18 protein-coding genes are annotated in these 24,702 nt (G+C 60.9%); 9 read left to right on the top strand and 9 right to left on the bottom strand.

The window, feature by feature from the left end; all coding sequences use genetic code 11:
• The first annotated feature begins 59 nt into the window (after positions 1–59).
• The 4 genes from J3P76_RS16885 (at position 60) to J3P76_RS16900 (ending at position 9,016) form a co-directional block, all read left to right on the top strand.
• Entirely contained in the window at positions 60–1,388 is a 1,329-nt protein-coding gene (locus J3P76_RS16885; protein ID WP_434563156.1) for a deoxyguanosinetriphosphate triphosphohydrolase, read from the top strand.
• Between the two features lie 346 nt (positions 1,389–1,734).
• Positions 1,735–2,361, top strand: a complete 627-nt coding sequence (locus J3P76_RS16890; protein ID WP_420764782.1) for a response regulator — start codon at positions 1,735–1,737, stop codon at positions 2,359–2,361.
• A gap of 11 nt (positions 2,362–2,372) precedes the next feature.
• Positions 2,373–5,993, top strand: coding sequence for a transporter substrate-binding domain-containing protein (locus J3P76_RS16895; protein WP_434701000.1), 3,621 nt, complete (start codon positions 2,373–2,375; stop codon positions 5,991–5,993).
• Between the two features lie 74 nt (positions 5,994–6,067).
• A complete protein-coding gene (locus J3P76_RS16900) occupies positions 6,068–9,016 on the top strand; it encodes an HD domain-containing phosphohydrolase (RefSeq protein WP_434610434.1) in 2,949 nt (982 codons plus the stop codon).
• Here J3P76_RS16900 and J3P76_RS16905 read toward each other — a convergent pair whose 3' ends face one another.
• Complete coding sequence (locus tag J3P76_RS16905; RefSeq protein WP_434563150.1) at positions 9,017–9,499, bottom strand: GAF domain-containing protein; 483 nt, start codon at positions 9,497–9,499, stop codon at positions 9,017–9,019.
• Positions 9,496–10,386 (bottom strand): ATP-binding protein, encoded by an 891-nt coding sequence (locus J3P76_RS16910; RefSeq protein WP_434563148.1) that lies wholly within the window; start codon positions 10,384–10,386, stop codon positions 9,496–9,498. Before J3P76_RS16910 ends, J3P76_RS16905 begins: the two co-directional genes overlap by 4 nt.
• Before the next feature lie 163 nt (positions 10,387–10,549).
• On the opposite strand from J3P76_RS16910, the gene J3P76_RS16915 reads away from it, so the two are divergent.
• Positions 10,550–12,871: a response regulator gene (locus tag J3P76_RS16915; RefSeq protein ID WP_434701001.1), complete on the top strand. Its 2,322-nt coding sequence runs from the start codon at positions 10,550–10,552 to the stop codon at positions 12,869–12,871.
• Here J3P76_RS16915 and J3P76_RS16920 read toward each other — a convergent pair.
• The 3 genes from J3P76_RS16920 to msrB form a co-directional block, all read right to left on the bottom strand.
• Positions 12,855–13,316 (bottom strand): MarR family winged helix-turn-helix transcriptional regulator, encoded by a 462-nt coding sequence (locus J3P76_RS16920; RefSeq protein ID WP_434563144.1) that lies wholly within the window; start codon positions 13,314–13,316, stop codon positions 12,855–12,857. The genes J3P76_RS16915 and J3P76_RS16920 overlap by 17 nt on opposite strands.
• The gene (locus J3P76_RS16925) at positions 13,313–13,798 is read right to left on the bottom strand and encodes a glutathione peroxidase (RefSeq protein WP_434701002.1); all 486 of its coding nucleotides are present in this window, start codon (positions 13,796–13,798) and stop codon (positions 13,313–13,315) included. The genes J3P76_RS16920 and J3P76_RS16925 overlap by 4 nt, the downstream gene beginning before the upstream one ends.
• A 265-nt stretch (positions 13,799–14,063) precedes the next feature.
• Positions 14,064–14,459: a peptide-methionine (R)-S-oxide reductase MsrB gene (gene msrB, locus J3P76_RS16930; protein ID WP_420764790.1), complete on the bottom strand. Its 396-nt coding sequence runs from the start codon at positions 14,457–14,459 to the stop codon at positions 14,064–14,066.
• 220 nt (positions 14,460–14,679) lie between these two features.
• On the opposite strand from msrB, the gene J3P76_RS16935 reads away from it, so the two are divergent.
• Both J3P76_RS16935 and htpX read left to right on the top strand, forming a co-directional pair.
• A complete protein-coding gene (locus J3P76_RS16935; protein WP_420764791.1) occupies positions 14,680–15,891 on the top strand; it encodes a pyridoxal phosphate-dependent aminotransferase in 1,212 nt (403 codons plus the stop codon).
• A 301-nt stretch (positions 15,892–16,192) separates the two neighbouring features.
• Entirely contained in the window at positions 16,193–17,080 is an 888-nt protein-coding gene (gene htpX, locus J3P76_RS16940) for a protease HtpX (RefSeq protein WP_003183732.1), read from the top strand.
• 48 nt (positions 17,081–17,128) lie between these two features.
• Here the strand turns inward: htpX and J3P76_RS16945 are convergent, their stop codons facing one another.
• Positions 17,129–17,833 carry a thiopurine S-methyltransferase gene (locus J3P76_RS16945; protein ID WP_434610428.1) on the bottom strand — a complete coding sequence of 235 codons (705 nt, stop codon included), beginning with the start codon at positions 17,831–17,833 and terminating at the stop codon, positions 17,129–17,131.
• 104 nt (positions 17,834–17,937) lie between these two features.
• On the opposite strand from J3P76_RS16945, the gene J3P76_RS16950 reads away from it, so the two are divergent.
• Entirely contained in the window at positions 17,938–18,705 is a 768-nt protein-coding gene (locus J3P76_RS16950) for a DODA-type extradiol aromatic ring-opening family dioxygenase (RefSeq protein ID WP_434563140.1), read from the top strand.
• A gap of 200 nt (positions 18,706–18,905) precedes the next feature.
• Here the strand turns inward: J3P76_RS16950 and J3P76_RS16955 are convergent, their stop codons facing one another.
• Together J3P76_RS16955 and J3P76_RS16960 are read right to left on the bottom strand one after the other, a co-directional pair.
• Positions 18,906–20,579, bottom strand: a complete 1,674-nt coding sequence (locus J3P76_RS16955) for a DEAD/DEAH box helicase (RefSeq protein WP_030141884.1) — start codon at positions 20,577–20,579, stop codon at positions 18,906–18,908.
• A 465-nt stretch (positions 20,580–21,044) separates the two neighbouring features.
• Positions 21,045–21,800: a spermidine synthase gene (locus J3P76_RS16960; RefSeq protein ID WP_434610425.1), complete on the bottom strand. Its 756-nt coding sequence runs from the start codon at positions 21,798–21,800 to the stop codon at positions 21,045–21,047.
• 141 nt (positions 21,801–21,941) lie between these two features.
• Between J3P76_RS16960 and J3P76_RS16965 the strand changes: the two genes are divergently transcribed.
• A complete protein-coding gene (locus J3P76_RS16965; protein ID WP_420764795.1) occupies positions 21,942–23,288 on the top strand; it encodes a class II 3-deoxy-7-phosphoheptulonate synthase in 1,347 nt (448 codons plus the stop codon).
• A gap of 132 nt (positions 23,289–23,420) precedes the next feature.
• Here J3P76_RS16965 and J3P76_RS16970 read toward each other — a convergent pair whose 3' ends face one another.
• Positions 23,421–24,650: a winged helix-turn-helix domain-containing protein gene (locus tag J3P76_RS16970; protein WP_434610421.1), complete on the bottom strand. Its 1,230-nt coding sequence runs from the start codon at positions 24,648–24,650 to the stop codon at positions 23,421–23,423.
• Positions 24,651–24,702 lie beyond the last annotated feature (52 nt).

Raw genomic sequence — 24,702 nt, forward strand, 5'->3', positions numbered from 1 at the left:
CAGGACGGCGCTCGAACCGGGAAGCTAGGACTTCGACTCATCAAACGGAGCAACCGGCCTTGGATTGGCACACCCTGCTGACGCGCGAACGCCTGGGAAAACCGCTGCACAGCCCGGAAGAGCTGGGCCGCAGTCCATTCCACAAAGACCACGATCGCATTATCTTTTCCGGTGCCTTCCGCCGCCTCGGGCGCAAGACGCAGGTGCATCCGGTTTCCAGCAACGACCATATCCACACGCGCCTGACCCATTCGCTGGAAGTCAGTTGCGTCGGCCGCTCCCTGGGTATGCGCGTAGGGGAAACCATCCGCGGCGCCCTGCCCGACTGGTGTGAGCCCAGTGATCTGGGCATGGTGGTGCAGTCGGCCTGCCTGGCCCATGACATCGGCAATCCACCGTTCGGCCATTCGGGCGAGGACGCCATCCGCTACTGGTTCCAACAGGCGGCGGGACGGGGCTGGCTTGACGCAATGAGCGAGGCCGAGCGCAACGATTTTCTCAACTTCGAAGGCAATGCCCAGGGCTTCCGCGTCCTTACGCAGCTCGAATACCACCAGTTCGACGGCGGCACCCGCCTGACCTATGCGACCCTCGGCACGTACCTGAAGTATCCCTGGACGGCTCGCCACGCCGATTCCCTGGGCTACAAGAAGCACAAGTTTGGCTGCTACCAGAGCGAACTGCCGTTGCTGGAGCAAATCGCCCATAAACTCGGCCTCCCGCAAATCGAGGATGAGCGCTGGGCAAGGCATCCGCTGGTCTACCTGATGGAAGCCGCGGATGACATCTGCTATGCGCTCATCGACCTGGAGGACGGCGTCGAAATGGACCTGCTGGAGTATCCGCAGGTGGAATCGCTGCTCCTGGACCTGGTGGGTGATGATCTGCCAGAGACGTACCGTCAACTCGGGCCGCTGGATTCGCGACGGCGAAAGCTGGCGATCCTGCGAGGCAAGGCCATCGAGCACCTGACCAACGCGGCGGCACGGGCATTCGTCGAGCAGCAGGAGGCGTTGCTCGCTGGCACGCTGCAAGGCGATTTGGTGGAACACATGCACGGCCCTGCCAAGCGTTGCGTATTAAACGCCAAGGACATGGCCCGCAAGAAAATTTTCCAGGACAAACGAAAGACCCTGAACGAAATCGGCGCCTACACCACGCTGGAGATCCTGCTCAACGGTTTCTGCGGCGCAGCCCTCGAACAACACGGTGGCCGTACGCCGTCGTTCAAGAATCGCCGGATTCTCGACTTGCTGGGCAATAACGCGCCCGATCCTCAAGGTTCACTTCACAGCGCCTTCCTGCGGATGATCGACTTCATCGCCGGCATGACTGACAGCTATGCAAGCGACATGGCACAGGAGATGACCGGCCGCACGCGCCAATAGCAGGCGATTGCAGCCGGCGATCGGTAGGGAAACGCGACCTGGCGCTCGCTTTGCAGCCTGCGCCTGGAGCCTTCCGGTTGTCAGCTCGTCATTTTCTGCCGCTGGGAAATAACGGCACAGTTTCTTTTCCCCAACTATTAAAAGCGCGGTTTTATATTCAATAAAATGTAAAACATGCCCTCCTCGCTCCACTTGCCTACCTGCCCCCCCTAAATACGTCGTGGTATCCCGCTTCTTTTTTTGTAGGAAACTTCTGAAATTGATCGTGCATGCCGGTCTCCCCGCACGAGTTAGCCTTAACTGGGCTAAGGTGCGCGCTTTATAAGAGCTCTAGGGGACTTTATTCATGAACTCCGTTTTCATTGTCGACGATCATCCGGTCATCCGCCTCGCTGTCCGAATGCTGCTGGAGCATGAAGGCTATAAAGTCGTCGGAGAAACTGACAATGGCGTCGACGCGATGCAAATGGTGCGTGAATGCATGCCGGACCTGGTCATCCTCGACATCAGCATTCCGAAACTTGACGGGCTGGAAATTCTCTCGCGCTTCAACGCCATGACCACGCCCCTCAAGACGCTGGTCCTGACGGCGCAATCGCCAACGCTGTTTGGCATTCGCTGCATGCAATCCGGGGCTTCCGGCTATGTCTGTAAACAGGAAGATCTCAGTGAACTGGTCAGCGCGATCAAAGCCGTATTATCCGGCTACAACTATTTCCCCAGCCAGGCACTTAACCCTGTTCGTCCAGATGATCCACGCAGTTTCGAGTTGGACCTGTTCAAAAGTGTCAACGACCGGGAGTTGATGGTATTGCAACTTTTTGCCCAAGGTCGGACCAACAAGGAAATAGCCAAAGGCATGTTCCTTAGCAATAAAACTGTCAGCACTTATAAAAAACGACTCATGCAAAAACTCAAGGTGAAGTCCCTCGTCGACCTTATCGAAATGGCAAAACGCAACGCACTGGTGTGAGAAACAACAGAATGCTCAAATGCATAAGCCGCTACTTTTTGTTGTTAGCCGCAGGACTCAATGCAGGGCTCCTCCTGGCGACAACGAATGTGCCTCAGGCCTACTCGCTGCTGAGTCGCGCGGCCGCGGATCATATCGAGATCAGGCTCGACGATACCCAGCGCGCCTGGCTCAAGGAACGTCGCGAACTGATCCTGGGAACCTCCGCCCCGGATTATCCGCCTTTCGACCTTTCCAGCAGTGGCCGCGACTACGAAGGCATGACCGCCGATTATGCCGGAGTCATCGCCAAGGCGACCGGCCTGCCAATGAACGTACTGCGGTTCGATTCGCGGGAAGCCGCCATCGCCGCGCTCAAGGCCGGAGAAATCGACCTGCTCGGCACTGCCAACGGGTTCGAAGCGCAGAATTCAGGCGTCGCTCTTTCGGCACACTACGCTGTCGATCAACCGGTGCTGGTCACCCGGACGAATGAAAGCCGCCCGCTGAACGAAGACCTCAAAGGGCTGCGGCTCAGCATGGTCTATCACTACCTGCCGTTGGAGGACGTCAAACAGCTATACCCCACGGCCCGCATCAACACGTATCCCTCCTACCAGAACGCGATCAATGCCGTTGCCTTCGGCCAGGCCGATGTCTTTCTTGGCGACGCCATCTCCACCCACTACATGATCAGCAAGGGGTACTTGAACAACATCCGCATGGCCAGCTTTGCCAAACACGAGGCACACGGGTTCGGCTTCGCGCTCCGGGAGGACGACACCCGCCTGTTGGACATCGTCAATACCACGCTCAACCAGATTCCCATTGCCGAACAAGCGGCAATCTCCAAGCGCTGGAGGGCAGGCAGCGACCTGTACCTCGCCGAGCATAAAATCCAGCTGACCGACCGCGAACAGGACTGGCTGGCTAGGCACCCGGTGGTCCGGGTGGCGGTGAACGAAAGATTCGCGCCCTTTACTTTTTTCGACCCAGACGGGGATTTCCACGGCATCGGCGCCGACCTGCTGGAATTGATCCGCCTGCGCAGCGGCTTGCGCCTGGATATCCAGCGTTATCAGGACGATGACGAAATGATCGCCGCGGTCCTCGGCGGCAAAGCCGACGTGATCGCCGCGTTGCTGCCTGGCAGCGAACGACAGAAATCGCTGAAATTCAGCCGTCCCTACATGGACAGCTCGTTTGTATTGCTTACGCGCAAGCAATCCGACACACCGGCGACGCTGGACCAGTTCGGCGCGCGGAGCCTGGCCGTTACCAAAGGCAACCCCATCATCGAATGGCTACGCAGCCAGTATCCAGACCTGCGAATTATCGAAACCATCGATTCGCAGCATGCCGCCCAGTCGCTCGCCGAGGGGCAAGTCGACGGCAGCGTGAACGCGCTGGTCATGGCCAACTATTTCCTGGCGTCCCATACGCTGCAGGGCAAGCTGCAGATCAGCAGCACCGTCGGCACCCGCGACGCCATGTTCTCCCTGGCCACGGCCAGGAACGCGACGGAGCTGAGCGCCATCCTCGATAAAGCCCTGACCAGCATCGACCCCGATGAACTGGGCGTGATCGATAACCGTTGGCGCGGCTATATCCCGGCCGCGGAAAGCACATGGCGCACCTACAACCGCCTGTTTCTCCAGGTCGTAGCGGGGGCCGGCCTTTTGCTGCTGCTCTCACTGGCCTGGAATGCCTATATGCAACGGCAGATCCGCCAACGCCAGCGGGCGGAACTGGCCCTCAATGACCAGCTCGAGTTCATGCACGCCCTGCTCAACGGCACGCCCCATCCCATTTATGTAAGAGACCGGGACGGGGTCCTGCAAAGCTGCAACGACAGCTACCTGGAGACGTTCGACGCAAGACGCGAAGACGTGATCGGCAAGGACATCATGCCCGGGGCCATGAGCAACGCCTTCGAAGCGCTGGAGTACCAGGCCGATTATCGACGCGTCATGGCCCAGGGCACCGCACAGATCATCGATCGGCCCCTGCACATCGGTGACCGCAAGCTGACGATCTATCACTGGATACTGCCTTACCGTAACTCCGCGGCCCAGGTGCAAGGGATCATCGGCGGTTGGATCGATATCAGCGAACGGCGACAGCTTGTCGAGGATCTGCGAGCCGCCAAGGAACAGGCCGACGACGCCAACCGGGCCAAGAGCACGTTCCTGGCCACCATGAGCCATGAGATCCGCACCCCCATGAATGCCGTGATCGGCATGCTCGAATTGGCGCTCAAGCATGCCGACAAGGGCCAGATGGACCGCGCGGCGATTGAAGTCGCATACGAGTCGGCTTCCGGCATGCTCGACCTGATCGGCGATATCCTCGACATTGCCCGTATCGAATCCGGCCACTTGGGCCTTGCACCCGAACGGGTCGACCTCAAGGCGCTGGTGCAATCGGTCATGCGGGTTTTCGAAGGACTGGCCCGGCAGAAAAACCTGGCGTTGTCGTTGCGATTCGAGCCAACCGAGGGTAACCCGGACGTGCTGATGGACCCGTTGCGATTCAAGCAGGTGATTTCGAACCTCATCAGCAACGCCCTGAAGTTCACCGAGCAAGGTGAAGTGAATGTCAGCGTGAGGCTGTCACGCACGATCGGGGAAGACACCCTTCGAATGCAACTGGACGTGCGCGACAGTGGCATCGGCATCAGCCCCGCCGACCTGCAACGCCTGTTCGAGCCGTTTGCCCAGGTCGACAATGGCAACCGGATGGCCCGCAAGGGCGCTGGGCTGGGCCTGGTGATCAGCCGCCACCTGTGCCAGGTCATGGGCGGTGAACTGCACATGAACAGCCAACCGGGCGCAGGAACCCAGGTCCGGGTTTGCCTGCCCTTGGCCATCCTGCCCGACGCAAAGGCTCGCGCCCCCGTCGCGCCTGTCGTTGAAACAGCCGCCTGCGCGCTGAACGTCCTGGTCGTGGACGATCATCCGGCCAATCGCCTGTTGATGTCGCAACAACTGGACTACCTGGGTCATCACCACCATGTCAGCCATGACGGCGAACAGGGATTCAAGGCCTGGCAGGAGGGGAATTTCGACCTGGTCATCGCCGACTGCAACATGCCGGTCATGAGCGGCTACGAGCTCGCCGGAGCAATCCGTCGACACGAGGCCGAGCAACGGCGGCCGCCCTGCACCATCCTCGGGTTCACCGCCAATGCACAACCCGAGGAAAAACAACGCTGCAAGGAGGCGGGCATGGACGACTGTCTCTTCAAGCCCATCAGCCTGAGCGCCCTGCATCAGTGGATGAGCACGATCAAACCCGGCGGCCGCGCCCACGCTTTCAACGTTCAAAGCCTGCAGATGCTGACTGGCGGCGACCCTGTCTCCATCCAGCGTCTGCTGGCGGAACTGCTCAGCAGCAATCGCGCAGACCGCCAGGAGCTACTCGACGTCGCCCGAGGGGCAAACCCACAGGCGATCACCGAGACAGCACACAAGATAAAGGGTGTCGCCCGTATCGTGCAGGCGACTTCATTGATCCAGCTGTGCGAGACACTGGAGCAGGCCTGCCAACAAGGGCTCGCGCCGGAACGCATCGATGAATGCACGCATGCCCTGGGCCGGGCGATGAGCGAACTGGAGCAGGCCCTGGAAACAGAGATCGCCAAGGCAAAATAACCGGTGTTTACTATGCTGTTCGCTCAGCAGTGCGTAGCCGGGGGCGATCTCCCCCAACACTTGGAGTGATGGAAATGCCCAGCGCACCGCGTCCGCAAAAACGCCGGTTTCCCCTGCACGTTCATATCAGTGTGATGTTCACGCTGCTCTTGCTGCTGACCGGTGTGGTGCTGGGCGTCTTCAACTATCGGCAAACCACCCAGATCATCCTGTCTGGCAGCGAACAGCTGTTCAATCGAATCGAACAGGACGTGCGCCTGGACCTGTACGACACTTATGAACCGATCCGCCATCTGCTGGGCCTGCTGGCCCACTACCCGGCGACGCGCGAACCGGGGATGGCCCAGCGACTGACGCTCCTCGCCCCCTTCACCCAGGCACTGCGGGACAACCCGAACCTGGCATCGCTGTACCTGGGCGATCGCGACGGCAATTTCCTGATGGTCCGGCCTTTGGGCTCCGAGGCCTCGAAGACGGCGATCAAGGCACCGGCTGCCGCGCGCTACGAGGTCTGGACCATCGAGCGCACGGCTGACGAAGGCCAGGTGCTCTCCCAATCATTGTTCTACGATCAGGCCCTGGCGCTCATCGGTCGCCGCGACAACTCAGGCGGGACCTTCGATCCGCGCAGCCGCGGCTGGTTTCGCAGCGCAATGGACACCTCCGAACAAATCACCACCGAACCCTACGTGTTTTTTTCCAGCCGCAACATCGGCACGACCCTCGCCCGCCGCAGTGGCGATCAGGCCGTCATCGGCGCAGACCTCACCCTGGCCGCCCTCTCCCAGACGCTGGCCAAGCACAAAGTAACCGCCAGTACCGAGATTGTCCTGGCTGATCTGCAAGGCAACGCCGTGGGTTATCCCGACAGCGGCCGGCTGGTGACCGACAGTCAGTCGGCACGCTTGATCAAGGCGCGCGACTTGCACCCAGCCATTGCCGCCGCGCTCGACAACGACACTGATACGCCGCGCCTGGAGGCGGCGGGACGCGAGTGGATCGTTTCTCGCAGCCACATGCAGGAAGGCGGGCCGAAGGGCCTGGAACTGGCGTTGCTGGTTCCGGAAGACGAGTTGCTCGCCGGCGCCTATCGCATGCGCTGGCAAGGCGCGCTGATCACCCTCGCCACCTTGCTGCTGTGCCTGCCCTTGGGCTGGCTGACCTCCAGGATTTTGGTCAAGCCATTGCGGGCCCTGGTGCAAGAAGCCGATGCCATCCGCAGTTTCAATTTCCACTACCCGGTGTCCCGTCGCTCCCCCGTGTTGGAGATTGACCAACTGGGCGTTTCAATGGCCCGCATGAAGGAAACCCTGGCGAGCTTTTTCGAAATCACCGCCAGCCTGCGCGCCGAAACCCGCTTCGCCCCGCTACTGGAGCGAGTGTTGTTCGAGACCGTGAAAATTGGCCAGGCCCAGGCTGGCCTGATCTACCTGCGCGAAAACGATGGCGAGCACATCAAGCCCTGCGGACTGGTCATCGACGGTTCCCCTCGGGACCCGCAAACCTTCGCCCTGCGAGGTTACTCACTGGACGCTGCGGACAATCCCCAATGGCTTCGCGAGCTGGCCGTCGCGCAAACCCTTGTATCGTCCCTGGGTTTCGAACAGGCGGGCGATTTGCGCAGTGTCCTGCTTGCGCTGGACGCGCCACGGGTACACCTGATCGGCATCCGCCTGTGCAATCGTCACCAGGAAACCGTTGGCGCGCTGGTTCTGCTGATCACCGACACCGGCACCGAAGCGGACCTGGAAAAGCTCCAGCCGGATCGCATCGCCTTCCTGCAGGCCGTGTCCGGCACCGCGACGGTGAGCATCGAAAGCCAGCGCCTGCAAGCCAGGCAAAAACAATTGCTGGACTCGTTCATCCAATTGCTGGCCGGCGCGATCGATGCAAAGAGCCCCTACACCGGCGGCCATTGCCAGCGAGTACCGGCCCTGACGCTGATGCTCGCCCAGGCCGCCGCCGCCAGCCCGGCGCCGGCGTTCGAAAGCTACCGCCCGACCGAAGACGAATGGGAGGCGCTGCACATCGCGGCCTGGCTACACGACTGTGGCAAGGTGACCACGCCCGAATACGTGGTGGACAAAGCCACCAAGCTGGAAACCCTGAACGACCGTATCCACGAGATCCGTACCCGCTTCGAAGTCCTCAAGCGTGACGCCTGGGTCGACTACTGGCAGGCGCTGGCAACCGGAGGCGAACCCTCATCCCTGGCAGAGCAACGCGACGCGACACTGGCCGCCCTCGACGATGACTTCACCTTTGTCGCACGCTGCAACCTGGGCTCCGAAGCCATGGCCGATGCCGACCTGCAACGCTTGCAAACCATCGCCCGCCGCACATGGACCCGGACCCTGGACGATCGCCTGGGGGTTTCCTGGGAAGAAAACCGCCGCCAGGCGCGCACGCCCAAGCCGACATTGCCCGTGAATGAACCGTTGTTGATGGACAAACCCGAGCATCTGTTCGAGCGGCACGAGGCCGAGTTGATTCCAGAGGACAATCCCTGGGGCTTCCAGCTCGATGTGCCGACCTGGAAATACAACCGCGGCGAACTCTACAACCTCAGCATCACGCGTGGCACGCTGACCCGCGAAGAGCGCTACGTGATCAACCACCACATGGTCCAGACCATCCTGATGCTCAGCCAGTTGCCCTTCCCCAGCCACCTGGAAAATGTTGCGGAAATTGCCGGCGGCCACCACGAGAAAATGGACGGCACCGGCTACCCCAAGCGATTGAAGCGTGAGCAGATGAGCCTGCCGGCTCGAATGATGGCGATTGCCGATATCTTCGAAGCCCTGACCGCGGCCGATCGCCCCTATAAAAAAGCCAAGAAGCTGAGCGAAGCCCTGGGCATCATGGCCACCATGTGCCGTGACGCCCATATCGATCCCGAGCTGTTCGGGCTGTTCATCGAAGAAAGAATCTACCTGCGCTACGCCGAGGCGTTTCTCGACCCGCTCCAGATCGATGAAGTCGACCCGGGCGACCTATTGCTCAGGGCTGGATTGAAAGCATGATCAGCAATCGGTCAGGCGCAGGAATATCGCCGCCAACTGTTCGATACCGGCCTGGTCATGCTCGCTGAAGCGCGCCAGTTTGGGACTGTCCAGGTCCAGCACGCCGACCAGGCGCCCGTCCTTGACCAGCGGCACCACCAACTCGCTGTTCGAGGCGCTGTCGCAGGCGATATGCCCGGGGAACGCATGCACGTCCTCGACGCGCTGGGTCTGGCGGGTCGCCGCAGCGGCGCCACACACGCCGCGACCGAAGGGAATCCTTACACAAGCGATCTGCCCCTGGAACGGCCCCAGCACCAGCTCATCGTTGCGATTGAGGTAAAAACCGGCCCAGTTGAGGTCGTCCAGCTGACTGAACAGGAACGCCGAGAACTGTGCGGCGTTGGCGATGAAATCGCGCTCATCCGCCAGCAGCGATTGCAACTGTGCCGATAACAAGCCATAGCCTTCGAGGCCTTCGCCAGTGCTTTTCAAATCGATCATGCATCTTGCTCCAGCAATTTCAGGCCCACCCAATAACGGGCAAATTGATAGGCGCAACGTCCGTTGCGATTGCCGCGTCCGGTCGCCCAGCGAACCGCTTGTATTTCCAGCGCCTCGTCACGCTGCCAGGCCAGCCCGGCCTTCGCCGCGAGCTCGCCGATCCAATGCTCCACCACGTCGAGAAAATGCTCTTGGGTGAACGGATAAAACGACAGCCAAAGCCCGAAACGGTCAGACAAGGCAATCTTGTCCTCCACGGCTTCGCTCGGATGAAGCTCGCCGTCGACCCGCTTCCAGTTCTCGTTGTCGCTTTCCTTTTCCGGCACCAGATGACGACGGTTCGAGGTGGCATACAGCAGCACGTTGTCCGGGGCCTGTTCGAGGGATCCGTCGAGCACGCTCTTGAGTACGCGGTAGTCACCTTCGCCGGACTCGAACGACAAGTCATCGCAGAACACCACGAAGCGCTGGGGCAATTTCGCCACTTGCTCGACCACCCGAGGCAGATCGGCCAGATGATCGCGTTCGATCTCGATCAAGCGCAGGCCCTGGCCAGCATGTTCGGCCAGCAACGCACGTACCAACGAAGACTTGCCCGTGCCGCGCGAGCCCCACAGCAAGGCGTGGTTGGCAGGCATGCCATCGATGAACTGCCGGGTGTTGCGCCCCAACTGTTCGACCTGGCGATCAACGCCAATCAGGTCCGACAAGCGCATATCGAGGCTGACCTGGAGCGGCAGGAGAAAACCGCCGCGCCCGTCGCGCTGCCAACGGGCGGCCAGGGTCTGGTTCCAGTCGATGGCGGGCCGTGGCGCAGGCAAAAAGGGCTCGATACGGGTCAGCACCGCATCGGCGCGTTCAAGAAAAGCAATCAATCGGGCGTCCACGTCTTTTCCTCGGACAGGTTCACGGTAATGATGACGCTACAGCGACGAAACGACAAAGCCGATGGCGGGTCTGTTTCACACACTACATACCGGCCGCACCGATATTCAGAGATGATCAGCTATGCTTGACCGGCGAAGGGAAACGTAAGTGGTTCACCATTCCATGGACATCAGGTTCACCCAACGGTTGTCGTACAAACAGGCCCGACTGACCGTCCTGGTGGGTTTCGTGCTGGGTACTTTATTAAGCCTGGGACAGATCGGCATCGATTATGCCAGCGAAGACGCATCGATCAACCGTGAAATCCTCTCGCTGTTGGAAATCAGCCACAACCCGGCCTCGCGCATCGCCTACAACATCGACGCCGAACTCGCTCAGGAACTGGCCCTGGGCCTGTTGCGCTCGCCGGCCATCATCGGTGCCGAACTCATCGACAACAACAATACGGTCCTGGCCAGCGTCAAACGTCCCGAGCTGCAGAGCAACAATCGGTTCATCAGCGACTTTCTCTTTGGCGCCCAGCGCCAGTTCGAAGACCGGCTCTACCTGACCCATCTGCCCGGCGAGTCCCTGGGAGTGTTGCGGCTGGATGTCGACACCTATTCGTTCGGCAGTCGCTTCCTGCGCCGGGCCGAGATCACCCTGCTCAACGGTTTCGCTCGTAGCCTGATCCTGACCGGCCTGTTGCTGGCGCTTTTCTACGTCATGCTGACCAAGCCCTTGGTGCGGGTCATCCGCGAGCTGAGCAGCCGCGACCCCAGTAGCAGCGAACAGAGCCCACTGGAATGCCCCTCCGGCCACCAATACGACGAAATCGGCGTGCTGGTTTCAGTCGCCAACCAGCAGTTCGAAAATATCTCCACCGAGATCCAGCAGCGACGCACGGCTGAAAACCGCCTCACCGATTACCTGGCGCAATTGGAAAATATCGTTTCGGCGCGCACCGCCGAACTCAAGGCCATCAATGCCCGCCTCAGCCAGTCCAACGAAGAACTGGAGGTCGCCCGGCGTACCGCCTTGGACATGGCCGACACCCGTTCTGCATTCCTCGCCAACATGAGCCATGAGATCCGCACGCCACTCAATGGCCTGCTCGGTATGATCGCCCTGTCCCTGGATGGCCCACTGACCGCTGAACAGCAGCAACAGCTGTCGATCGCCCACGACTCGGGCAAAGTGCTGGTCGAGTTGCTGAACGATATCCTCGACTTGTCCAAGTTCGATGCCGGCCAGCTGGAGCTCGAACGCATCCCGTTCGACCTGGGTTCCCTGGTCGAAGACACCGCCAACCTGCTTTCACAAAATGCCGCCCCGAGCGTCGAACTGGCGTGCCTGATCGAGCCGCAGTTTCCCGCGCAGGTACTGGGCGACCCGACCCGCGTCCGCCAGATCGTCAGCAACCTGCTGTCCAACGCATTGAAGTTCACCCGCTTCGGCCGGGTCGATGTGCGCTTGAGCCAGTATGAGGGCGGCGTGCGGATCGAGGTCTGCGACACGGGCATCGGCATCCCCCAGGAGGCCCAGGCGCGGATCCTCCAGCCGTTCACCCAGGCCGGCGCAGGCATTACCCGCCAGTTCGGCGGCACCGGGCTGGGGCTGGCATTGACCTACAACCTCTGCGAAGCCATGCAGGGCCGGCTCACGATCAGTTCCGAGGCCGGCTTCGGCAGCCAGTTCTGTGCCGACCTGCCGTTGCCTTGCCACACCCCTGCCGTCCCCGTCGTACGCTTGCATGGCAACGTCGTCGCCATCACCACCGCGAACAGCGGGCTGGCCGAACTGCTGGGCATGTTGCTACCCGCCTGGGGATTGGATTATGTCCAACGTTCCGTGGATGACGGGCTGCTGGGGCTCAAGCCCGACATCCTGATCACCGATTGCCCGGAATGCCTGTTCAACCTGCGGCCGACCTTCGACGCCACCATTCTGCTGGTTACCGCCTATGGCAGTTTCATGCCCAGCGAAGAAGCGAGCGCCCTCGCCCCATTGCTGCAACAGGCCCGGCCGCTGGCGCGCCATGCGCTTTATCAGGTCCTGCGTCGCGCCTTGCAAAGCGAGGCGACCACGATCAATGAGGCGCAGATCGACGCATTGCCGCCCACCCTGCGTGCTCGTGTCTTGTTGGTGGAAGACAACCCCGTCAACCAGCTGGTGGCCAAGGGCATGCTGGTCAAACTGGGTTGTGAAGTGGTTGTCGCGGCCCACGGCGCCGAGGGCCTGGATCAGCTCGAACAGCGGGAATTCGACCTGGTCCTGATGGACTGCAACATGCCGGTCATGGACGGCTACGAAGCCAGCCGGCAGATCCGCCGCAGCGGGCGCTGGCCCGACCTGCCGATTGTCGCGCTGACCGCCAACGCCATGCCCGAGGAACGTGAGCGCTGTCGGGCCGCCGGCATGAGCGACTATTTATCCAAGCCGTTCCGTCGCGAAGAACTGGCCGCATTGCTGGATCAATGGGTGTCCACTACGTCAGCGCTTTGATCTGGGCCAACAAATGATCGAGGCCGTCACGCAGCTCTCCCACGCGATCCAGATCAATACCGCTGTCACACAGCAAGCGAGCCTTGAGCGGGCCGACCTGCTCACGCAAGGTCCGCCCGCGCTCCGACAGGCTCAAATGCACTTCGCGTTCATCACGTGCCGATCGTTGCCGCTGGACCAGCTCCAGTTGTTCCAGGCGCTTGAGCAACGGCGTCAGCGTGCCGGAATCAAGCAGCAAGCGTTCGCCCAGGGCTTTGACGGTCGGTTGCTCCGGCGGGCTCACCTGCCATTCCCACAGTACGAGCATCGCCAGGTATTGCGGATAGGTCAGGCCAAGCTGATCCAACATCGGTTTGTAACCCCGAATCACCGCCCGCGACGCGGCGTACAACTTGAAGCACAACTGGCTGTCGAGCTTCAGCGAATCGACTGACAGATCATTCATTTGAGCAGGGCTTCGATCTCGGCGGTGAGGTCTTGGGGCTTGGTGGTCGGGGCAAAGCGCTTTACCACTTGGCCGTCCTTGCCGATCAGGAACTTGGTGAAATTCCATTTGATGCCCTTGGACCCCAGCACCCCCGGTGCCCGCTGCTTGAGCTGCACGAACAACGGATGGGCATTGGCACCGTTGACCTCGACCTTCTTGAACAATGGAAAGCTCACGCCGAAACTGAGCTCGCAAAACTCAGAAATCGCCCCCTCGTTGCCTGGCTCCTGCTTGCCGAACTGATTGCAGGGAAAACCCAGCACCACCAGCCCCCGGTCCTTGTAGGACTGCCACAACGCCTCGAGCCCCTTGTACTGCGGTGTGAAACCACATTGGCTGGCGGTATTGACCACCAACACGGCCTTGCCGGAAAAATCGGCCAGGGTCTTTTGCTCGCCCTTGATGGTCGTGCACGGGATGCTTAGCAGATTGTCGGTCATGAGGGCAGCTCCTGAAGAGGTTGGGAGAATGAAGATAGCGACCAATTAAATTGCGTGCAATTTAATTCTCGGAACACCTCATGGATCATGATGCTGCTGTGACTGTTGTGATGAGCCATGGGTGTTGTGGCGAGGGCGCTTTCTCCCGCTCGGCGGCGCAGCCGTCGTAAACCCAGCTGACGCGGTCCGTCTGGCAAACAGCGTTGGGGCGGCTGCGCCACCCAGCGGGAGCAAGCTCCCTCGCCACAAAGGACCGCGTAGAACGTTACTCCCGAGGCACGAGATCCAGGCACACCGAGTTGATGCAATAACGCAGGCCGGTGGGCGGCGGGCCGTCGGGGAAGACGTGCCCCAGGTGCGCGTCGCATTTGGCGCAGACCACCTCGGTGCGGATCATGCCATGGCTGACATCCCGCACTTCCACCACCGCGCTGCCTTCGATGGGCGCATAGAAACTCGGCCAGCCACAGCCGGAATCGAACTTGGTCATCGAATCGAACAACGGCTCGTTGCAGCAGATGCAGTGGTAAACACCGTCGGTCTTGGTCCCGTTGTATTTGCCGGAGAACGGTCGCTCGGTGCCTTTGAGCCGACAGACGTTGTATTGCTCCGGGTCGAGCATTTCACGCCACTCTTCAAGGGTTTTCTGCAACTTTTCCATCGTCCTACCTCGGCAATTGAAAAAGCCCGATCCGACGCTTTTCCGCAGATCGGGCGGCACGTATGATTGCGCCTCGTCAGGTGCCAGTCTGGCAGCCACGTCATGCGCATTCAAATGGATTGTGGCGCATCTACCGCGTCCGGCCCGGGCACAGACGCAGGATCCCCAGTACGGTAGTTCACACGCCGCCTGGATCGTTCATTTTCGGGAACACATCGCCATGCAGGTCAGCAAATCGAACAAGCTCGCCAACGTCTGCTACGACATTCGCGGCCCGGTGCTCAAGCACGCCAAACGCCTGGAAGAGGAAGGCCACCGCATCCTCAAGCTGAACATCGGCAACCCGGCGCCCTTTGGTTTCGAAGCCCCCGATGAAATCCTCCAGGACGTCATCCGCAACCTGCCGACCGCACAGGGCTACAGCGACTCCAAAGGTCTGTTCAGTGCGCGCAAGGCCGTGATGCAGTACTACCAGCAGAAGCAGGTCGAAGGCATCGGCATCGAGGACATCTACCTGGGCAACGGCGTGTCCGAGCTGATCGTCATGTCCATGCAAGCCTTGCTCAACAACGGCGACGAAGTCCTGGTGCCGGCGCCGGACTATCCGTTGTGGACCGCTGCCGTGAGCCTGTCCGGCGGCAACCCGGTGCATTACCTGTGCGACGAGCAGGCGAACTGGTTCCCTGACCTGGCGGACATCAAGGCCAAGATCACCCCGAACACCAAGGCCCTGGTGATCATCAACCCGAACAACCCCACCGGCGCCGTCTATTCCAGAGAAGTGCTGCTGGGCATGCTGGAACTGGCCCGTCAGCACAACCTGGTAGTGTTTTCCGACGAGATCTACGACAAGATCCTGTACGACGATGCCGTGCACGTCTGCACCGCGTCCCTGGCGCCGGATCTCCTCTGCCTGACCTTCAACGGCTTGTCGAAGTCCTATCGCGTCGCCGGCTTCCGCTCCGGCTGGATCGCCATCTCCGGGCCCAAGCATCACGCCCAGAGCTACATCGAAGGCATCGACATGCTGGCCAACATGCGCCTGTGCGCCAACGTGCCGAGCCAACACGCCATCCAGACGGCATTGGGCGGCTACCAGAGCATCAACGACCTGGTCTTGCCCCAGGGCCGGTTGTTGGAACAACGCAACCGCACCTGGGAACTGCTCAACAACATCCCAGGCGTCAGCTGCGTCAAGCCGATGGGCGCCTTGTATGCGTTCCCGCGCATCGACCCGAAAATCTGCCCGATCCACAACGACGAGAAATTCGTCCTCGACCTGCTGCTTTCCGAAAAGCTGCTGGTCGTCCAGGGCACGGCGTTCAACTGGCCATGGCCGGATCATTTCCGTGTCGTGACCCTGCCGCGAGTCGATGACCTGGACCAGGCCATCGGACGCATCGGCAATTTCCTAAAGTCCTACCGCCAGTAGCCCGGTCAGCGTGCGAGGCCCCTCGCCTCGCACGCTGTCTGATTCAGCAACATATCCGATCTTTGCGCGCCGGCAGGCCTTCTACACTGGGAAACCAGCGACCTTAGGAAGAGGAAACTCAACGTTCACGGGGCAAGGGCGACAAATCTCGATTCCACGATCACTTTCAGAAAAGTCTTTCAAACATTTAGGACGCGTGTAGGACACAGTTTGAAATAGTAGGCGAGTTGAATAGCCTGCGGCAGCACCTTATATACCCCGCATAACGCTACATCTTTAGCATGAGGAGATTGCTACCACCATGATGCGCATCCTGCTGTTTTTGGCCACTAACCTGGCGGTCGTGCTGATTGCCAGCATCACCCTGAGCCTTTTCGGCTTCAACGGGTTCATGGCGGCCAACGGGGTTGACCTCAACCTCAATCAGCTGCTGATCTTCTGTGCGGTGTTCGGTTTCGCCGGTTCCCTGTTCTCGCTGTTCATTTCCAAATGGATGGCGAAGATGAGCACCGGTACCCAGATCATCAGCCAGCCGCGCACTCGCCACGAACAATGGCTGCTGCAGACCGTCGAGCAACTGTCTCGCGAAGCCGGTATCAAGATGCCCGAAGTCGGGATATTCCCGGCCTACGAGGCCAACGCCTTCGCGACCGGTTGGAACAAGAATGATGCACTGGTGGCGGTAAGCCAGGGCTTGCTCGAGCGGTTCTCACCGGATGAAGTCAAGGCGGTGCTGGCTCACGAGATCGGCCACGTGGCAAACGGTGACATGGTGACCTTGGCGCTGATCCAGGGCGTGGTGAACACCTTCGTGATGTTCTTTGCCCGCATCATCGGCAACTTTGTCGACAAGGTGATCTTCAAGAACGAAGAAGGCCAAGGCATCGCCTACTACGTGGCGACCATTTTCGCCGAGCTGGTGCTGGGTATCCTCGCCAGTGCGATCGTCATGTGGTTTTCGCGCAAACGCGAGTTCCGCGCCGATGACGCCGGCGCCCGCCTGGCCGGCACCAGCGCCATGATCGGCGCCCTGCAGCGCCTGCGCGCCGAGCAAGGTTTGCCAGTGCACATGCCCGACACCCTGAATGCCTTTGGCATCAACGGTGGCATCAAGCAGGGCCTGGCCCGCATGTTCATGAGCCACCCGCCGCTGGAAGAGCGGATTGACGCACTGCGTCGCCGTGGTTGATCGCTAGAGCCTCAAAAAGCAGCCCGCAGCAATGCGGGCTTTTTTTTGCTATTCCAAGCGCGGGGGCGGACTTTTCAACGATGGGGTCATTGATTGCACCCCACGACTGGATACCAGATATACCCGCTCATCCAGCCGCTTCACGCCCGCCTGCAAGAACTTCCAACTCTCGCCCAGCACATCCTGTTCGTGCAAGACCTGCAACTCCCAAGCCCCACCCAGCAACCGCTGCACCTCGTCATGCCCTACCGAAAACGGAGGTCCAGGCATCTCGTCCTGGTTGTAATCCAGCGTGATCACCAGCCCGACACAGTCCGGCATTATGCTCTGCAGATGGGCCGCATACCGCTCACGCATCGGCTCGGGCAAGGCGATCAATGCAGCGCGGTCATACAACGTCGCGCAATCGGCTACGTCCAAAGGCGTTAACGCAAAGAAATCACCGCAACGGATTTCAATGGCGCCGGCACGAAATATCTTGAAGGCGCCCTCCTCACTCACGTTCGGCTGGAGCTGATGTTCCTGGAAAAAATCAGTGACGGCTTTTTCCGACAGCTCAATCCCCCGTACGGAAAAACCTTGTTGCGCCAACCACAGCAGATCCAGCGTCTTGCCGCACAAGGGCACCAACACTCGCGTCTCTTCAGGCAACCCCAACTGAGGCCAGAAACGCCGCAGGTAAGGGTTCACTTCAGGCAGATGAAAGCCGATCTGGTTGGTTGACCAACGCTTGTGCCAAAACTCGGGGTCCATGGGGTTCGCTCCATAAATTCGATCAAAACAGCTTAAAACTTGTATTAGATTTCGATCGTTGACCTGACAGAAGATGACACATCTTAACCCTCAGGAGCCCGTCGATGCTGCCCAGCCTGTTTATCTCCCATGGCTCCCCCATGCTTGCCCTGGAGCCCGGCGAAAGCGGTCCGGCCCTGACTCGCCTTGCCGCGCAGTTGCCCAGGCCCAAGGCCATCGTCGTTGTCTCAGCTCATTGGGAGAGTGATGAGCTGCTGGTCAGCGCCAACCCACGGCCACGCACCTGGCATGATTTCGGTGGTTTTCCACCCGACCTGTACAAGGTGCAATATCCCGCCCCAGGCGATCCTCGGTTGGCAACACAGGTCGCCGACCTGCTCAACGCCACGCAGCTGCCGGCACGCCTCGACACGGGACGGCCCGCCGACCATGGCGTCTGGGTGCCGCTGTCACTGATGTATCCCGAGGCGGATATTGCGGTGGTACAGGTCTCTTTGCCTAGCCGTCAGGGGCCAACGCTGCAAACGCGGGTGGGCCGCGCATTGGCAAGCCTGCGGGAACAAGGCGTGCTGGTGATCGGCTCCGGGAGCATCACCCACAACCTGCGGGACCTGGATTGGAACGCCGGCCCCGACAGCATCGAGCCGTGGGCCAAGGCGTTTCGCGATTGGATGGTTGCCAGGCTGGCGTCGAACGACGAGACGGCACTGCATGACTACCGCCGCCAGGCTCCCCATGCCGTGCGCAGCCACCCCAGCGACGAGCATTTGTTGCCGCTGTATTTCGCCCGCGGAGCCGGTGGTACGTTCAGCGTTGCCCATGCTGGATTTACCATGGGGACGCTGGGGATGGACATTTATCGGTTCGACTGATCGCAAACCGAGTCGCGCCAATCGCGAGCAAGCTCGCTCCCACATTGGGTCTTCGGCGCTCAAAAATCCCCTGTGGGAGCGAGCTTGCTCGCGATTGGCCTCCCCGCCGCTCGCATTGAAAAGCGCCAAACGACAGGCAAAAAAAATCCCCGAACCAGTCGGGGATTTTTTCGTGCTCGATCAATCAACCCGTAGGTCGATCAATCCTCGCGGTAGCGACGCAGCTTGAGCTGCTTGCCGGCCACGCGGGTGTCCTTGAGCTTGGTCAGCAACTTCTCCAGGCCATCTTCCGGCAGTTCCACCAGGCTGAAGCTGTCACGCACCTGGATACGACCGATGGCTTCACGAGCCAGGCCACCCTCGTTGAGGATCGCGCCCAGCAGGTTCTTGGCGGCAATGCCGTCACGAGCACCCAGCGCGGTACGGCAGCGAGCACGGCCTTCGGCCAACGGGATCGGTGCACGACGCTCGCGATCACCACGGTCCGGACGATCGCCACTGCGCTCAGGACGGTCGCCACGCGGTGCGTTGTTCGGCACCAGTGGGCGTTCCTTCTCGATTGCAGCCAGGTTCAGCGCTTGGCCGTTGGTGGCCTTGCGCAACAGGGCAGCGGCCAGGGCACGTGGGGTGCAACCGATGTCGGCGGTCAGGCGATCGAGCAGATCACCGTGGGTCGATTCGGCGTCAGCCACCAGCGGCGACAGGCTGTTGGTCAGTTTCTTGATGCGGGCATCGAGAACGGCCTGGGCGTCCGGCAGGCGGACTTCAGCGACCTTCTGACCCGTCACACGCTCGATCACTTGCAGCATGCGGCGCTCACGCGGGGTGACCAACAACAACGCACGGCCTTCGCGACCGGCACGGCCGGTACGACCGATACGGTGTACGTAGGACTCCGGATCGTACGGCATGTCGACGTTGAACACGTGGGTGATACGCGGAACGTCCAGGCCACGGGCCGCGACGTCGGTCGCCACAACGATGTCCAGGCGGCCATCCTTGAGGGAGTCGATCACGCGCTCACGCTGGTTCTGGGCAATGTCACCGTTCAGCGCGGCGGCTTTGTAGCCTTTGGCTTCAAGGGCGCTGGCCAGGTCCAGGGTCGCTTGCTTGGTGCGCACGAACATGATCAGGGCGTCGAAGTCTTCGACTTCCAGCAGGCTGAGAACGGCGGAAGTCTTCTGGTCTGCGTGAACCAGCAGGTGAGCCTGCTCGATCGCGGTGACGGTCTGGGTCTTGCTCTGGATCTTCACGTGCTTCGGATCGCGCAGATGGCGTTCGGCGATGGCACGGATCGATTGTGGCAAGGTGGCCGAGAACAGGACGGTCTGGCGAGTCTCAGGCATGGCCTTGAAGATGACTTCCAGGTCGTCCATGAAGCCCAGCTTGAGCATTTCGTCCGCTTCGTCGAGAACCAGGTGGTTCACGGTGGCGAGGACTTTTTCGTCGCGACGCAGGTGGTCGCACAGACGGCCCGGGGTGGCGACAACGATCTGTGCGCCATTACGGATTGCTTTCAGTTGTGGGCCCATCGGCGCGCCGCCGTAGACAGCCACAACAGTCACGCCTGGCATTTGCTTGGCGTAGGTTTCGAAAGCGGTTGCAACTTGTAGCGCCAACTCACGAGTTGGGGCCAGGATCAGAGCTTGCGGCTCGCGCTTGGACGGATCAATGCGGTGCAGGATCGGCAGTGCGAACGCGGCGGTTTTACCCGTACCGGTTTGCGCCTGACCAATCATATCGTGACCGGCGAGAATGATCGGGATCGACTGCTGCTGAATGGCCGAAGGCTCTTCATAGCCGGTAGCGACTACTGCAGCGACAATATTGGGATGAAGTTCAAGAGCGGCGAAGCCGCCGATTTCCTGGGTCATGGGTCTGCCTCTAAGTGCATCCGCAAAGACCCATGCTCCAAAGCTGCGCATGCCGTGTTGAGACTCAAGAGTCGCCCTGGCAGCTTTGTCGGCGGGGATTTGCGAAAACGAATGAATGAAAAAGAACGTCGCGGAAGCATCCGTTGTGCGGACATGCAACCGAAGCTGGCTTCGGAATATTGCGCTACCTTGACGCGGCCCGGCTAAAGGCCGGCGCGCACTATACCGGAATTCGCCCAAAAAGGGAGCTTTTTTTACTGAAACACTGTTGTAGGGCTCGCGACCAAAAGCCTTGGGGCAGCCGGCTAAAACGGTTCACTTGCGCTGGCGTTCCCCTGTGGCGAGGGAGCTTGCTCCCGCTGGGTCGCGAAGCGGCCCCATCGATTCCAGACTACTGACCCAGGCGTCTGCTTCGCAGCCGAGCGGGAGCAAGCTCCCTCGCCACAAAAGCCCTTGCAGTTCTGATCACGTCGCCGGGCGGATGGCCTTGATCAGCGATTGCAACGAATACCCCAATCGTGGCGCCAGCCCTTCGGCCCGGGCAACCAAGCCTTGCATGTCCAGCGCCTGGTCCAGGTCCGCCGGCACGATCAGGATCACGTTGCCCTCCTTCACCGGCAATTCCCAATAGTGTCGGTGGTACAGGCCACGCAACAATGCCGCGCCCAGGGGCTTGCCGTCATCGGTTGCCCATTGATTGATCACTAGCCAGCCGCCCGGGTTGAGGCGCTTCTGGCAGTTTTCCAGAAAACCCCACGCCAGATGGCCTACGCCGGGGCCGACATCGGTATAGAGGTCGACAAAAATCAGATCGGCCGGCTCCGCCGTTTCAAGCAGTTCCAGGGCATCGCCGACGCGGATGTACAAGCGCGGATCGTCATCCAGCCCCAGGTATTCGATGGCCAGGCGCGGCACCTCGGGGCGCAGCTCGATCGCCTCGACATCTTCCAGCGGCAGAAACTTGAGGCAGGCCTGGGTCAAGGTTCCTGCGCCCAATCCCAGGAAGAGCGCGCTTTCCGGCTGCTCGTGACACAACGCACCGATGAGCATGGCGCGAGTGTAGTCGTATTCGAGCCAGCTGGGATCGGCCGTGAACACGCAGCTCTGCTCGATGGCATCGCCGAACTCGAGAAACCGGTAGTCGGCCACTTCGAACACGCGAATCATGCCGAACTCGTCGTGCACCTCGGCGAGCAAATGCTCGACGCGCTCCTCTGTCATTTCATCTCCTGATGTTGCCGGGCGGCCATGGGCCTGCCCATACGGGGCGAAGGCGCGATTGTCCGCGAAGCAAGCGGAGCAGGTCACGCACTAATTTGCTGATAACATGAGCGCCCGAGCGTAAATCACCTAGAGATCATGATGAGCCAACCCTGGAGCCCTGACAGCTGGCGCGCCCTGCCGATCCAGCAGCAACCCCGATACCCTGACGCGGCGCATCTGCAACGGGTCGAGCAGACCCTGGCCAGCTATCCGCCACTGGTGTTTGCCGGTGAAGCCCGGGAGTTGCGCCGTCAGTTCGCCGAAGTTACCCAGGGCCGGGCCTTTCTGTTGCAGGGCGGCGACTGTGCGGAAAGCTTCGTCGAATTCTCCGCCGCCAAGATCCGCGACACCTTCAAGGTGCTGCTGCAGATGGCGATCGTGATGACGTTCGCCGCCGGTTGCCCGGTGGTGAAGGTCGGGCGCATGGCCGGCCAGTTCGCCAAGCCACGCTCCGCCAATGATGAAACCATCGACGGCGTAACGCTGCCGGCCTACCGGGGTGACATCGTCAATGGCATCGGCTTCGACGAGCAAAGTCGTGTACCGGATCCGGAGCGGTTGCTGCAGTCCTACCACCAGTCCACCGCCACGCTGAACCTGCTGCGTGCGTTCGCCCAGGGCGGCTTTGCCGATCTGCACCAGGTGCACAAATGGAATCTGGACTTCATCGCCAACTCGGCCCTGGCGGAAAAATACAGCCACCTGGCCGACCGCATCGACGAAACCCTGGCCTTCATGCGCGCCTGCGGCATGGACAGCTCGCCACAACTGCGTGAAACCAGTTTTTTCACCGCCCACGAGGCGTTGCTGCTCAACTACGAAGAAGCCTTCGTGCGCCGCGACAGCCTGACCAATGACTATTACGACTGCTCGGCCCATATGCTGTGGATCGGCGACCGAACCCGTCAGCTGGACGGTGCCCACGTCGAGTTTCTGCGCGGGGTGAACAACCCGATCGGCGTCAAGGTCGGCCCCAGCATGAACCCTGACGACCTGATTCGCCTGATCGACGTCCTCAACCCGGACAATGACCCGGGCCGACTGAACCTGATCGCGCGCATGGGCGCCAACAAGGTTGGCGATCACCTGCCGCAACTGCTGCGCGCCGTACAGCGTGAAGGCAAGCAGGTGCTGTGGAGCTCCGATCCGATGCACGGCAACACCATCAAGGCCAGCAGCGGCTACAAGACCCGGGACTTTGCGCAGATCCTTGGCGAAGTAAAGCAGTTCTTCCAGGTCCATGAAGCCGAAGGGACTTACGCCGGCGGTATCCACATCGAGATGACCGGGCAGAACGTCACCGAATGCATCGGCGGCGCGCGCCCGATCACCGAGGACGGCCTGTCGGACCGCTACCACACCCACTGCGACCCGCGGATGAATGCTGATCAGTCGCTGGAGTTGGCGTTCTTGATTGCCGAGACCTTGAAGCAGGTTCGGCGGTGAGTCTGTAGGTCCTTCTTCACCGGTTCAATCGCCTCGCGAGCAGGCTCGCTCCCACATTGGATTTGCTGTGTCACAAAGGCTGTAGTCACCGCAAATCCCTGTGGGAGCGAGCCTGCTCGCGAAGGGGCCAGCTCAGTCACTGGTAATTTCAGCCAATGCCACCGCCAACCGAACCCCACCCTCCCGCTGGCAATTGAGTTGAACCCGCTCCAACCCCAACCACCGGGCCATGCTCCACAGATTCGCCGCCAGCGCCAGCATGCCCTCCTCGTCCATCCCGGGCACCTCTTCGTGCACGGCATGCACGGCCAATTGCCCCAAAGCCCGCTCCGCCCGCAAATCAACCCGGGCGGCAATTCGCTCGTTGTGTAGAAACGGCAGGACGTAATAGCCATACACCCGCTTGTGTACCGGCGTGTAGATCTCCAGGCGATAGCGAAAATCAAACAGCCGCTCGGTGCGACTGCGCTCCCAGACCAGCGAATCGAACGGTGACAGCAGCGCACTGGCGGCAACCTTGCGTGGAATTTTCACGAGGGGGCGACACCAGGCCGGCTGTTTCCAACCCTGGACCTGACAGCGCAGCAGTGCTCCGGCCTCTTCCAGTTCAGCCAGCCGCTCGCGGGCGTCCGCCGGGCTCAAGCGAAAGTAGTCACGCAGATCCTTCTCGGTGCCAACCCCCAAGGCTTCGGCGGCATGAATCAGCAGTGTGCGCTGGGCCTGGGCTTCGTCCGGCAGCGGTTGCTGCAGGATCGAGGCCGGCAAGACCCGCTCCGGCAAATCATAGAGGCGCTCGAAGCCACGGCGCCCCGCCACCGTCACCTCGCCCGCCGCGAACAGCCACTCCAGCGCATGCTTCTCCGCGCTCCAGTCCCACCACGGCCCGGCCTTTTCCTGACGCGTGGACAAGCTGCCCGCGCCAATCGCGCCCTGGTCCCGAACAGATTGCAGGACTCGACCGATCACGTCTTGCTGCTCGCGGCCGAAACGCGCCAATTGTTGGTAGATACCTTCGCCGCGCGCCGCCCGAGCCATGCGCCAGCGCATCGACGGATACATCGTCATCGGCAGCAGCGAAGCCTCATGCCCCCAATATTCGAATAACGTGCGACGACGCCCCTGGCTCCAGGCAGCTTGATCGAGCAAATCGCGATTGTAATGACCGAGGCGGGAGAACAGCGGGAGGTAATGCGAGCGCACCAACGCGTTGACTGAATCGATCTGCAGGACGCCAAGGCGTTCGATCAGGCGGTTGAGGCGGGAGGGTTGGACCGGCGCCGACGGTAGCCGCCCATCGAATCCTTGGGCGGCCAACGCCAGACGCCGGGCCTGTTTGAGGGTAAAGGACAGAGTCGCGGGCATGGAGATCTCCTTGTCTGCTCGCAACCTACCTCACCACTAAGCGGTTTGTGTA

This window comes from Pseudomonas sp. D1-36 (assembly GCF_051132205.1).
Taxonomy (GTDB): domain Bacteria; phylum Pseudomonadota; class Gammaproteobacteria; order Pseudomonadales; family Pseudomonadaceae; genus Aquipseudomonas.

Excerpts from the sequence above, each read along its gene's own strand:
- J3P76_RS16890 (WP_420764782.1), top strand. The coding sequence starts at position 1,735 with ATGAACTCCGTTTTCATTGTCGACGATCATCCGGTCATCCGCCTCGCT.
- J3P76_RS16895 (WP_434701000.1), top strand. The coding sequence starts at position 2,373 with ATGCTCAAATGCATAAGCCGCTACTTTTTGTTGTTAGCCGCAGGACTC.
- J3P76_RS16900 (WP_434610434.1), top strand. The coding sequence starts at position 6,068 with ATGCCCAGCGCACCGCGTCCGCAAAAACGCCGGTTTCCCCTGCACGTT.
- J3P76_RS16905 (WP_434563150.1), bottom strand. The coding sequence starts at position 9,499 with ATGATCGATTTGAAAAGCACTGGCGAAGGCCTCGAAGGCTATGGCTTG.
- J3P76_RS16915 (WP_434701001.1), top strand. The coding sequence starts at position 10,550 with ATGGACATCAGGTTCACCCAACGGTTGTCGTACAAACAGGCCCGACTG.
- J3P76_RS16920 (WP_434563144.1), bottom strand. The coding sequence starts at position 13,316 with ATGAATGATCTGTCAGTCGATTCGCTGAAGCTCGACAGCCAGTTGTGC.
- J3P76_RS16925 (WP_434701002.1), bottom strand. The coding sequence starts at position 13,798 with ATGACCGACAATCTGCTAAGCATCCCGTGCACGACCATCAAGGGCGAG.
- msrB (WP_420764790.1), bottom strand. The coding sequence starts at position 14,459 with ATGGAAAAGTTGCAGAAAACCCTTGAAGAGTGGCGTGAAATGCTCGAC.
- J3P76_RS16935 (WP_420764791.1), top strand. The coding sequence starts at position 14,680 with ATGCAGGTCAGCAAATCGAACAAGCTCGCCAACGTCTGCTACGACATT.
- htpX (WP_003183732.1), top strand. The coding sequence starts at position 16,193 with ATGATGCGCATCCTGCTGTTTTTGGCCACTAACCTGGCGGTCGTGCTG.
- J3P76_RS16945 (WP_434610428.1), bottom strand. The coding sequence starts at position 17,833 with ATGGACCCCGAGTTTTGGCACAAGCGTTGGTCAACCAACCAGATCGGC.
- J3P76_RS16950 (WP_434563140.1), top strand. The coding sequence starts at position 17,938 with ATGCTGCCCAGCCTGTTTATCTCCCATGGCTCCCCCATGCTTGCCCTG.
- J3P76_RS16955 (WP_030141884.1), bottom strand. The coding sequence starts at position 20,579 with ATGACCCAGGAAATCGGCGGCTTCGCCGCTCTTGAACTTCATCCCAAT.
- J3P76_RS16960 (WP_434610425.1), bottom strand. The coding sequence starts at position 21,800 with ATGACAGAGGAGCGCGTCGAGCATTTGCTCGCCGAGGTGCACGACGAG.
- J3P76_RS16965 (WP_420764795.1), top strand. The coding sequence starts at position 21,942 with ATGAGCCAACCCTGGAGCCCTGACAGCTGGCGCGCCCTGCCGATCCAG.
- J3P76_RS16970 (WP_434610421.1), bottom strand. The coding sequence starts at position 24,650 with ATGCCCGCGACTCTGTCCTTTACCCTCAAACAGGCCCGGCGTCTGGCG.